Origin of the sequence: Streptococcus mitis (genome assembly GCF_003942865.1) — a bacterium.
Lineage (GTDB): Bacteria > Bacillota > Bacilli > Lactobacillales > Streptococcaceae > Streptococcus > Streptococcus mitis_BI.
The window spans coordinates 169985-181895 of record NZ_RJNZ01000001.1 but is presented as its reverse complement, the minus strand read 5'-3'; the positions used below and the strand labels follow the sequence as shown (position 1 = coordinate 181895).

General features: G+C 40.6%; 8 protein-coding genes and 1 tRNA gene. All 9 read left to right on the top strand.

Annotation, left to right across the window (positions count from 1 at the left end; translation table 11 throughout):
- Positions 1–36 precede the first annotated feature (36 nt).
- Positions 37–1146: an AI-2E family transporter gene (locus D8845_RS00895; RefSeq protein WP_125452141.1), complete on the top strand. Its 1110-nt coding sequence runs from the start codon at positions 37–39 to the stop codon at positions 1144–1146.
- Between the two features lie 205 nt (positions 1147–1351).
- Positions 1352–2548, top strand: coding sequence for an elongation factor Tu (gene tuf, locus D8845_RS00890; protein WP_001040726.1), 1197 nt, complete (start codon positions 1352–1354; stop codon positions 2546–2548).
- 143 nt (positions 2549–2691) lie between these two features.
- Positions 2692–3024, top strand: a complete 333-nt coding sequence (locus D8845_RS00885; protein ID WP_049486921.1) for a putative DNA-binding protein — start codon at positions 2692–2694, stop codon at positions 3022–3024.
- Positions 3025–3035: 11 nt separating this feature from the next.
- On the top strand, positions 3036–4607 hold the full coding sequence (ffh, locus tag D8845_RS00880) for a signal recognition particle protein (protein ID WP_125452139.1): 1572 nt from the start codon (positions 3036–3038) through the stop codon (positions 4605–4607).
- A 518-nt stretch (positions 4608–5125) separates the two neighbouring features.
- Entirely contained in the window at positions 5126–6112 is a 987-nt protein-coding gene (locus D8845_RS00875) for a GMP reductase (RefSeq protein WP_125452137.1), read from the top strand.
- A gap of 66 nt (positions 6113–6178) precedes the next feature.
- A tRNA-Arg gene (locus D8845_RS00870) sits at positions 6179–6250 on the top strand.
- 286 nt (positions 6251–6536) lie between these two features.
- Complete coding sequence (rnc, locus tag D8845_RS00860; protein WP_125452135.1) at positions 6537–7235, top strand: ribonuclease III; 699 nt, start codon at positions 6537–6539, stop codon at positions 7233–7235.
- Positions 7226–10765, top strand: coding sequence for a chromosome segregation protein SMC (gene smc, locus D8845_RS00855; protein WP_125452133.1), 3540 nt, complete (start codon positions 7226–7228; stop codon positions 10763–10765). Before rnc ends, smc begins: the two co-directional genes overlap by 10 nt.
- A 143-nt stretch (positions 10766–10908) precedes the next feature.
- Positions 10909–11844, top strand: coding sequence for a bifunctional riboflavin kinase/FAD synthetase (locus D8845_RS00850; RefSeq protein ID WP_125452131.1), 936 nt, complete (start codon positions 10909–10911; stop codon positions 11842–11844).
- The last annotated feature ends 67 nt before the right edge of the window (positions 11845–11911 follow it).

The following is an 11911-nucleotide window of genomic DNA, read 5'->3' as shown; positions in this document are numbered from 1 at the left end:
TGAAAGTGTGGTAAAATAGATGAATGGAGGTACCCCATGTTTCGTAAGAATAAATTATTTTTTTGGACCAGTGAGATTTTATTATTAACCATCATCTTTTATTTATGGAGACAGATGGGTGGGATTATAACGCCTTTTGTAAGTGTTGCAAACACTATAATGATTCCCTTTATTCTAGGTAGTTTTTTATATTATTTAACAAATCCCTTTGTTAGTTTTTTACAAAAGTATTTCAAAATTAATCGTATCATTGGTATTCTACTAACTTTGTGTGCCTTGGTTTGGGGGCTAGTCATTGGGGTAGTCTATCTCTTACCGATTTTGGTTAATCAGTTGACCAGCTTGATTGCAACTAGCCAGACTATCTACAGTCGTTTACAAGATTTGATTGTGGATTTCTCTACTTATCCAGCCTTTCAAAATTTGGATATTCAAGCGACTATTCAACAGTTAAACCTATCCTATGTAGATATTTTACAAAATATCCTAAATAGCGTTACGAATAGTGTTGGAAGTGTTCTATCTGCTCTCTTTAGTACTGTTTTGATTATTATCATGACCCCTGTGTTTTTGGTTTATTTTTTGTTAGATGGTAACAAATTTTTGCCGATGCTTGAACGTACTGTTTTAAAGAGAGATAAGTTGCATATTGCAGGTCTTTTAAAGAATTTGAATGCAACAATTGCTCGCTATATTAGTGGAGTCGCAATTGATGCGATTATTATTGGTTGTTTGGCCTTTATCGGATATAGCGTGATTGGTTTAAAATACGCTTTGGTCTTCGCCATCTTTTCAGGGTTAGCCAATCTCATTCCTTATGTAGGCCCAAGTATTGGTTTGATTCCGATGATTATCGCCAATGTCTTTACTGATCCCCATAGAATGCTGGTTGCAGTTGTTTACATGCTAATCATTCAACAAGTGGATGGAAATATCCTCTACCCTCGAATCGTTGGTGGGGTAATGAAGGTTCATCCAATTACGATTTTAGTATTACTTTTGTTATCAAGTAATATATATGGTGTCATTGGTATGATTGTCGCTGTACCAACTTATTCTATCTTAAAAGAAATTTCTAAGTTCTTATCACGTTTGTATGAAAATCATAAAATAATGAAAGAACGAGAAAGAGAATTAGCTAAGTAAAAGTCAGGAATTCCTGATTTTTCTTTTTGTTTAGCTAAGTGATAGGAGTAGAAGTGTCGTTTAGATTAGCAGATTAAGAATAATTCACAAAAACTTTGTAAAACACTTGCAATTTAGCTGAAATTTGATAAAATAGTAAGGAAAGTTAGACTGTATTGCCTACTGTCTATCTATAAAATATATTTTATTGGAGGCTTTTACTCAAATGGCAAAAGAAAAATACGATCGTAGTAAACCACACGTTAACATTGGTACTATCGGACACGTTGACCACGGTAAAACTACCCTAACTGCAGCTATCACAACTGTTTTGGCACGTCGCTTGCCTTCATCAGTTAACCAACCTAAAGACTATGCGTCTATCGATGCTGCTCCAGAAGAACGCGAACGCGGTATCACAATCAACACTGCGCACGTTGAGTACGAAACTGAAAAACGTCACTACGCTCACATCGACGCTCCAGGACACGCGGACTACGTTAAAAACATGATCACTGGTGCCGCTCAAATGGACGGAGCTATCCTTGTAGTAGCTTCAACTGACGGACCAATGCCACAAACTCGTGAGCACATCCTTCTTTCACGTCAGGTTGGTGTTAAACACCTTATCGTCTTCATGAACAAAGTTGACTTGGTTGACGACGAAGAATTGCTTGAATTGGTTGAAATGGAAATCCGTGACCTATTGTCAGAATACGACTTCCCAGGTGACGATCTTCCAGTTATCCAAGGTTCAGCTCTCAAAGCCCTTGAAGGTGACACTAAATACGAAGACATCGTTATGGAATTGATGAACACAGTTGATGAGTACATCCCAGAACCAGAACGTGACACTGACAAACCATTGCTTCTTCCAGTCGAAGACGTATTCTCAATCACTGGACGTGGTACAGTTGCTTCAGGACGTATCGACCGTGGTATCGTTAAAGTCAACGACGAAATCGAAATCGTTGGTATCAAAGAAGAAACTCAAAAAGCAGTTGTTACTGGTGTTGAAATGTTCCGTAAACAACTTGACGAAGGTCTTGCCGGAGATAACGTAGGTGTCCTTCTTCGTGGTGTTCAACGTGATGAAATCGAACGTGGACAAGTTATCGCTAAACCAGGTTCAATCAACCCACACACTAAATTCAAAGGTGAGGTTTACATCCTTACTAAAGAAGAAGGTGGACGTCACACTCCATTCTTCAACAACTACCGTCCACAATTCTACTTCCGTACTACTGACGTTACAGGTTCAATCGAACTTCCAGCAGGTACTGAAATGGTAATGCCTGGTGATAACGTGACAATCGACGTTGAGTTGATCCACCCAATCGCCGTAGAACAAGGTACTACATTCTCTATCCGTGAGGGTGGACGTACTGTTGGTTCAGGTATGGTTACAGAAATCGAAGCTTAATTCGATTTAGTTCCCAGAAGAACAATTATTTAAGTCAGACACTAAAAGAATCTTGCTTTGCAAGATTCTTTTTTTGTACTCGAACTGTGTTAGGAGCCTTTCTGCTATAGCGATATAATAGATTTTTTGGTATAATAAAAGTTATGGAAATTGAAAAAACCAATCGTATGAATGCGCTCTTTGAATTTTATGCGGCGCTTTTGACAGACAAGCAAATGAACTACATAGAGCTCTACTACGCTGATGATTATAGTCTTGCTGAGATTGCCGAGGAGTTTGGTGTCAGTCGTCAGGCTGTTTATGATAATATCAAGCGGACAGAAAAGATTCTGGAAGATTATGAGATGAAATTGCACATGTACTCGGACTACATTGTCCGCAGTCAGATTTTTGACCAGATTTTGGAGCGCTATCCCAAGGATAACTTTCTGCAGGAGCAGATAGAAGTTTTAACAAGCATTGATAATAGAGAATAAGAGGAAGAAAAATGGCATTTGAAAGTTTAACAGAACGTTTGCAGAACGTCTTTAAAAATCTACGTAAAAAAGGAAAAATCTCTGAATCTGATGTCCAAGAGGCAACCAAAGAAATTCGCTTGGCCTTGCTTGAGGCCGACGTTGCCTTGCCTGTTGTAAAGGACTTTATCAAGAAAGTTCGTGAGCGTGCAGTCGGGCATGAGGTCATTGATACCCTTAATCATGCGCAACAAATTATTAAAATCGTTGATGAGGAATTGACGGCTGTTTTGGGTTCTGATACGGCTGAGATTATCAAGTCACCTAAGATTCCTACAATCATCATGATGGTCGGTTTGCAGGGGGCTGGTAAAACAACCTTTGCAGGTAAGTTGGCTAATAAACTCAAGAAAGAAGAAAATGCTCGTCCTTTGATGATTGCGGCGGATATCTATCGTCCAGCTGCCATTGATCAGCTTAAGACTTTGGGACAACAGATTGATGTTCCTGTCTTCGCACTTGGGACAGAAGTTTCGGCTGTTGAGATTGTACGTCAAGGTTTGGAACAAGCCCAAGCTAATCATAATGACTATGTCTTGATTGATACGGCAGGTCGTTTGCAGATTGATGAGATTCTGATGAATGAGCTTCGTGACGTGAAAGCACTAGCTCAACCAAATGAAATTTTGCTCGTCGTTGATGCCATGATTGGTCAAGAAGCGGCCAATGTTGCGCGTGAGTTTAATGCTCAGTTGGAAGTGACTGGGGTTATCCTTACTAAGATTGACGGCGATACTCGTGGTGGTGCGGCTCTGTCTGTTCGTCACATTACTGGAAAACCAATCAAGTTCACTGGTACAGGTGAAAAGATTACGGACATCGAAACCTTCCACCCAGACCGTATGTCTAGCCGTATCCTTGGCATGGGGGATATGCTCACTCTGATTGAGAAAGCTTCTCAGGAATACGATGAGCAAAAAGCCCTTGAAATGGCTGAGAAGATGCGTGAGAACACCTTTGATTTCAATGATTTCATCGATCAATTGGATCAGGTGCAAAACATGGGGCCAATGGAAGACTTGCTCAAGATGATTCCAGGTATGGCCAATAATCCAGCCCTTCAAAACATGAAGGTGGATGAGCGCCAGATTGCGCGCAAACGTGCCATTGTGTCTTCTATGACGCCTGAAGAGCGTGAAAATCCAGATTTGTTAAATCCAAGCCGTCGCCGTCGTATTGCTGCAGGTTCTGGAAATACCTTTGTTGAAGTCAATAAATTCATCAAAGACTTTAATCAGGCCAAACAGCTCATGCAGGGTGTCATGTCTGGGGATATGAACAAGATGATGAAGCAGATGGGAATCAATCCAAACAACCTTCCTAAGAATATGCCAAATATGGGAGGAATGGATATGTCTGCCCTTGAAGGAATGATGGGACAAGGCGGTATGCCTGACCTGTCAGCTCTCGGAGGAGCAGGAATGCCAGATATGAGTCAGATGTTTGGTGGTGGACTCAAAGGTAAAATCGGTGAATTTGCCATGAAACAGTCTATGAAACGCATGGCTAACAAAATGAAAAAAGCGAAGAAGAAACGCAAGTAAAAAGGATAGAATAGTTGTTTTCTTCAGACTGAAGATAACCAGTCCCGTTGTCGATTACAGTGGATTGAAGAAAAACTAACATCTAGAAAGGACCAAATTTAGTCCTTTCTTTTTTATGTTGAGAGCATTGAAAATACTTTTCTCATAGTTATCAAAGTTTTTCAAACTAAATTTAAAGCTTTTGAGATACTTAATGATATTGTTAAATTTTTTTAATTTGTATTAGACTACGCTAAATGAAGATCGTTAAAAGATTTTTTCTTTATTCTTGAGCATTGTTTTAAGGGAGGTTTGAAAAAAATCTTGAATCTGCTTTAGATTTTATTCAATGAGACCTAACGATTCCTTAGGAACTTTATTTTGTTATTTATACAATAAAATCCGAACATTATATTTCGGTTTATAAAATAATTTGACAAAAACTGTACTTTAGTTTATAATGAATTAAGGAAACGTCGGAAAAGGCGTGGTGATGCGAGAGCATAGGTAGGTCATTACAAAAGAAACGAGACATCGATATGTTAAATGAATTTCCAATTTTTGATTACGAAGATATTCAATTGATTCCAAATAAATGTGTCATTAAAAGCCGTGCAGAAGCGGATACAAGTGTCACTTTAGGAAATCACACCTTTAAACTACCTGTTGTGCCAGCTAATATGCAGACTATTTTAGATGAAAATGTAGCAGAGCAACTGGCTAAAGGTGGTTATTTCTACATTATGCATCGTTTTGATGAGACAGGACGTATTCCTTTTATTAAGCGCATGCATGAGCAAGGGCTTATTGCTTCTATCTCTGTTGGTGTTAAGGATTATGAGTATGATTTTGTTAGCCAGCTCAAGGCTGATGCTCCTGAGTACATCACGATTGATATTGCCCATGGTCATGCGGATAGCGTGATTTCAATGATTCAACACATCAAGAAAGAATTGCCAGATACCTTTGTCATTGCTGGAAATGTGGGAACACCAGAAGCTGTGCGTGAATTGGAAAATGCTGGTGCGGATGCTACTAAGGTCGGAATCGGTCCGGGTAAGGTTTGTATCACCAAGGTCAAGACTGGTTTTGGTACAGGGGGCTGGCAGTTGGCTGCTCTACGTTGGTGTGCCAAGGCTGCACGTAAACCGATTATTACTGATGGAGGAATTCGTACTCATGGCGATATTGCCAAGTCTATCCGCTTCGGTGCTAGCATGGTCATGATTGGTTCCCTCTTTGCAGGACACATCGAAAGTCCAGGGAAAACAATTGAAGTTGATGGTGAACAATTCAAAGAATACTATGGTTCAGCTTCCCAATACCAAAAAGGAGCTTATAAGAACGTGGAAGGAAAACGCATCTTACTTCCTGCAAAAGGCCATCTACAAGACACTTTAACTGAGATGGAACAAGACCTTCAAAGTGCTATTTCTTATGCAGGTGGACGTCAGGTTGCTGACCTTAAACACGTTGATTATGTGATCGTGAAAAACTCAATCTGGAATGGGGATGCTTCCCACTAAGACGAGCTATCTATCTAGAAAAAAACTTGTTATTAGAGCAAATTTCTGTTATAATAAAACAAGTTTCCACCCTTAGTGTAATGGATATCACGTAAGATTCCGGTTCTTGAGATGGGGGTTCGATTCCCTCAGGGTGGATGTAAACATCCTAAAAAGCCTTTAATAGGGCTTTTTATTTATCCTGCCTCAAATTTGCCCCTAATACTCTTCGAAAATCAAATTCAAACCACGTCAGCATCGCCTTACCGTACTCAAGTACAGCCTGCGGCTAGCTTCCTAGTTTGCTTTTTGATTTTCATTGAGTATAAAACTGAAAATCTCTTTTAAAGAATGCCCAAATGCTTTACAGTCCCATTTTAGAGTGACTCAGGAGGCTTTTTTTGATATAATAAAAAGGACCGTTATCAGTTAGAAAGAGGTTGGTATGAAAGAATTACAAACTGTACTTAAAAACCATTTTGCAATCGAATTTGTAGACAAAAACTTACTGGAGACTGCCTTTACTCATACGAGTTATGCCAATGAGCACCGCCTCTTAAAAATTTCACACAATGAACGCTTGGAATTTTTAGGAGACGCTGTTCTACAGTTATTGATTTCAGAATATCTGTATAAAAAATATCCTAAAAAGCCTGAGGGTGACTTGTCCAAACTCCGTGCCATGATTGTCCGCGAGGAGAGTTTGGCTGGTTTTGCACGTGATTGCCAGTTTGATCAGTTTATCAAGCTGGGTAAGGGGGAAGAGAAGTCTGGTGGACGCAATCGTGACACCATTCTTGGTGATGCCTTCGAAGCCTTTCTTGGTGCTCTCCTTTTGGACAAGGATGTGGCCAAGGTCAAGGAATTTATCTATCAAGTCATGATTCCTAAGGTTGAAGCAGGTGAATTTGAGATGATTACAGACTACAAAACCCATCTCCAAGAGTTACTTCAGGTCAATGGCGATGTGGCTATTCGTTATCAGGTGATTTCTGAAACAGGGCCTGCCCACGATAAGGTTTTTGATGTAGAAGTTCTTGTTGAAGGTAAGAGCATTGGTCAAGGTCAAGGTCGTTCTAAGAAATTAGCAGAGCAAGAAGCTGCCAAAAATGCCGTTGAGAAAGGTCTGGATTCATGTATTTAAAGGAAATCGAAATTCAGGGATTCAAGTCTTTTGCTGATAAGACTAAGGTCGTCTTTGACCAAGGTGTGACGGCAGTCGTTGGACCCAATGGATCTGGAAAGTCCAATATTACAGAAAGTCTGCGTTGGGCTTTGGGGGAGTCTAGTGTCAAGAGTCTCCGTGGTGGCAAGATGCCGGATGTTATCTTTGCTGGAACAGAAAGTCGCAAACCGCTCAATTATGCTTCTGTAGTTGTGACTTTGGATAATCATGACGGATTTATCAAGGATGCAGGTCAAGAAATCAGGGTGGAACGTCATATCTATCGTAGTGGAGATAGCGAATACAAGATTGACGGAAAGAAAGTCCGTCTGCGTGATATTCATGATCTTTTCTTGGATACAGGTTTGGGACGAGATTCCTTCTCTATTATTTCCCAAGGGAAGGTTGAGGAGATTTTCAACTCCAAGCCTGAAGAACGCCGAGCTATTTTTGAAGAAGCTGCTGGAGTTTTGAAATACAAGACTCGTCGAAAAGAAACTGAGAGTAAACTGCAGCAAACTCAGGCTAATCTAGACCGCTTAGAGGATATTATCTATGAGTTGGACAATCAAATCAAGCCTCTTGAGAAGCAAGTTGAGAATGCCCGTAAGTTTTTAGACTTGGAAGGTCAACGCAAGGCTATTTATTTAGACGTGCTGGTTGCTCAAATCAAGGAAAATAAGGCTGAACTAGAGTCGACAGAAGAAGAGTTGGCACAAGTTCAGGAACTCTTGACAAGCTATTACCAAAAGCGTGAAAAATTAGAAGAAGAAAATCAAACTCTAAAAAAGCAACGCCAAGATTTGCAGGCTGAAATGGCTAAAGACCAGGGTAGTTTGATGGATTTGACTAGTCTGATTAGTGATTTAGAGAGAAAATTAGCCCTATCGAAACTGGAATCTGAGCAAGTAGCCATCAATCAACAGGAAGCACAAGCCCGTTTGGCTGCTTTGGAGGATAAGAGAAGCTCACTCAGCAAAGAAAAATCTGATAAAGAAAGCTCTTTAGCACTTTTAGAGGAAAATCTAGTCCAAAATAATCAAAAACTCAATCGTTTAGAAGCTGAATTGCTAGCTTTTTCAGATGATCCTGATCAGATGATTGAGCTTTTGCGTGAACGCTTTGTGGCGCTTTTACAGGAAGAAGCCGATGTCTCAAACCAACTGACCCGCATCGAGAATGAGTTGGAAAATAGCCGTCAGCTTTCTCAAAAACAAGCAGATCAACTAGAAAAGCTGAAAGAACAGCTGGCTACAGCTAAAGAAAAGGCAAGTCAGCAAAGGAATGAGCTTGAAACTGCCAAGGAGCATGTTCAGAAATTATTGGCTGACTATCAAGTCTGTGCCAAGGAGCAAGAGGAACAGAAAACTTCCTATCAAGCTCAACAAAGTCAACTCTTTGACCGTCTGGACAGTCTTAAAAACAAGCAGGCCAAAGCTCAAAGTTTGGAAAATATCCTTAGAAATCACAGTAACTTTTATGCAGGTGTCAAGAGTGTTCTCCAAGAAAAAGACCATCTTGGCGGAATTATTGGTGCAGTCAGTGAGCACCTGACTTTTGATGTGCATTATCAAACTGCTCTAGAGATTGCGCTTGGAGCCAGCAGCCAGCATATCATCGTAGAAGATGAAGAGTCGGCAACCAAGGCGATTGATTTCCTTAAACGAAACAGAGCCGGTCGTGCAACCTTCCTTCCATTGACAACGATCAAGGCGCGTACGATTTCTAGCCAGAATCAAGATGCTATCGCTGCAAGCCCAGGATTTCTGGGCATGGCAGATGAGCTGGTTACTTTCGATAATAGGTTGGAAGCTATTTTCAAGAACTTGCTAGCTACGACGGCTATCTTTGATACAGTAGAACATGCGCGTGCAGCTGCTCGTCAGGTTCGTTATCAAGTTCGTATGGTAACCCTTGATGGGACAGAGTTGCGTACAGGTGGTTCCTATGCGGGTGGTGCCAATCGCCAAAATAACAGTATTTTCATCAAGCCAGAACTGGAGCAATTGCAAAAAGAAATTGCTGAAGAAGAAGCAAGTCTTCGTTCAGAAGAAGCATCTTTGAAGATCTTGCAAGATGAGATGACTAGATTGACAGAAAGATTAGAAGAAATCAAATCTCAAGGAGAGCAGGCTCGTATTCAGGAGCAAGGCTTGTCCCTCGCTTATCAGCAGACCAGTCAGCAAGTTGAGGAACTGGAAACTCTTTGGAAACTTCAAGAAGAGGAATTAAATCGTCTTACTGAGGGTGATTGGCAAGCAGATAAGGAAAAATGCCAAGATCGCCTTGCTACTATCGCCAGTGACAAGCAAAATCTGGAAGCTGAGATTGAAGAGATTAAGTCTAATAAAAATGCCATCCAAGAACGCTATCAAAACTTGCAGGAAGAGGTAGCGCAAGCTCGCCTGCTTAAGACAGAACTGCAAGGACAAAAACGTTATGAAGTTGCGGATATTGAACGTTTAGGCAAGGAATTGGATAATCTGAATATCGAGCAAGAGGAAATCCAGCGCCTTCTTCAAGAAAAGGTTGATAATCTGGAGAAGGTTGATACAGAATTGCTCGGTCAACAGGCGGAAGAGGCCAAAACTCAGAAAATGAACCTCCAACAAGGTTTGATTCGCAAGCAGTTTGAGTTGGATGATATTGAGGGTCAGCTGGATGACATTTCCAGTCATTTGGACCAGGCCCGCCAGCAGAATGAAGAGTGGATTCGCAAGCAAACACGTGCTGAAGCTAAGAAAGAAAAGGTTAGCGAGCGCTTACGCCATTTACAAAGTCAATTAACAGACCAGTACCAGATTAGCTATACTGAAGCTTTAGAAAAGTCTCATGAGTTGGAAAATCTCAATCTGGCAGAGCAAGAAGTTAAGGATTTAGAGAAGGCTATTCGCACACTGGGTCCTGTCAACTTGGAAGCTATTGACCAGTATGAAGAAGTTCACAACCGTCTGGACTTTCTAAATAGTCAGCGAGATGATATTTTGTCAGCGAAAAATCTGCTCCTTGAGACTATCACAGAGATGAATGATGAGGTCAAGGAACGATTTAAATCAACCTTTGAAGCCATTCGTGAGTCCTTTAAAGTGACATTCAAGCAGATGTTTGGTGGAGGTCAGGCGGATCTCATTTTAACTGAGGGAGACCTACTGACAGCTGGGGTTGAGATTTCTGTTCAACCACCAGGCAAGAAAATCCAGTCTCTCAACCTTATGAGTGGTGGTGAAAAAGCCCTGTCGGCTCTTGCTTTGCTCTTCTCCATTATCCGTGTCAAGACTATTCCATTTGTTATCTTGGATGAGGTAGAGGCTGCGCTGGATGAAGCTAATGTTAAGCGTTTTGGGGATTACCTCAATCGATTTGACAAGGACAGCCAGTTTATCGTTGTGACACACCGTAAGGGAACCATGGCAGCGGCTGATTCTATCTATGGAGTGACTATGCAAGAATCAGGTGTCTCAAAAATTGTTTCGGTGAAGTTAAAAGATTTGGAAGAAACAGTAGACTAGTTACCAAACGATAGCATCTCTTAGGGGATGCTATTTTTTAAAACTAACATCTTGAATAATTTTTTAAGGTCAGTTCAGGGGCAAAAAACGACATTTGGGCTTTCCTTTTAGCGAAAAGGCTTTCTCTATGATATAATAGTTTCATGATTACAACAGTACCTATAAAAAACGCAAAAGACATCGCAGTACCTGATAAGACAGTTCTTGTATTAGGCTATTTTGACGGTATTCATAAGGGACATCAGAAGCTTTTTGAAGTAGCTAGTAAGGCTTCTATGAAAGATTATATACCAGTTGTCGTGATGACCTTTACAGAGTCCCCTAAGCTTGCTTTGCAACCTTACAACCCAGAATTAATGCTTCATATTGTCAGCCATGAAGAACGAGAACATAAGATGAAATGGCATGGAGTAGAGGCTCTTTTCTTACTTGACTTTAGTAGTAAATTTGCTAGTTTAACGGGTCAAGAGTTCTTTGATACCTATGTTAGAGCATTAAAACCAGCGATTATCGTAGCAGGATTTGATTACACCTTTGGTTCTGATAAGAAAACTGCGGATGATTTGAAGGATTATTTTGATGGAGAAATCATCATTGTTCCTCCTGTTGAAGATGAAAAGGGGAAAATTAGTTCTACTCGTATTCGTCAAGCTATTCTTGATGGAGATGTCAGAGAAGCTGGTCATTTACTTGGCACTCCTCTACCGTCACGTGGAATGGTTGTTCATGGCAATGCTCGTGGACGGACTATCGGTTACCCAACAGCAAACTTAGTTTTAAGAGATCGAACCTATATGCCAGCTGATGGTGTTTACGTAGTCGATGTCGAAGTGCAGCGTAAAAGATATCGTGGAATGGCGAGTGTCGGGAAAAATGTTACTTTCGATGGAGAAGAGCCACGTTTTGAAGTCAATATTTTTGATTTTTCAGATGACATTTACGGTGAGACAGTCATTGTCTACTGGCTAGACCGTGTCCGTGAAATGGTCAAATTTGACTCTGTTGAAGAACTGGTAGACCAACTCCATAAAGATGAAGAAATTGCTCGGAATTGGAATGATGGAGATTCTGTCATTTAAAGGTCTCAGGTATAGAAAATGTCTGAAAAAGCTACTAGATGGATTAGTTATTTTGGTAGTAGTTTTG

Bases quoted from the DNA above. Each gene is read 5' to 3' on its own strand.
- D8845_RS00875 (WP_125452137.1), top strand. From the start codon at position 5,126: ATGTTAAATGAATTTCCAATTTTTGATTACGAAGATATTCAATTGATT.
- rnc (WP_125452135.1), top strand. From the start codon at position 6,537: ATGAAAGAATTACAAACTGTACTTAAAAACCATTTTGCAATCGAATTT.
- tuf (WP_001040726.1), top strand. From the start codon at position 1,352: ATGGCAAAAGAAAAATACGATCGTAGTAAACCACACGTTAACATTGGT.
- D8845_RS00850 (WP_125452131.1), top strand. From the start codon at position 10,909: ATGATTACAACAGTACCTATAAAAAACGCAAAAGACATCGCAGTACCT.
- smc (WP_125452133.1), top strand. From the start codon at position 7,226: ATGTATTTAAAGGAAATCGAAATTCAGGGATTCAAGTCTTTTGCTGAT.
- D8845_RS00895 (WP_125452141.1), top strand. From the start codon at position 37: ATGTTTCGTAAGAATAAATTATTTTTTTGGACCAGTGAGATTTTATTA.
- ffh (WP_125452139.1), top strand. From the start codon at position 3,036: ATGGCATTTGAAAGTTTAACAGAACGTTTGCAGAACGTCTTTAAAAAT.
- D8845_RS00885 (WP_049486921.1), top strand. From the start codon at position 2,692: ATGGAAATTGAAAAAACCAATCGTATGAATGCGCTCTTTGAATTTTAT.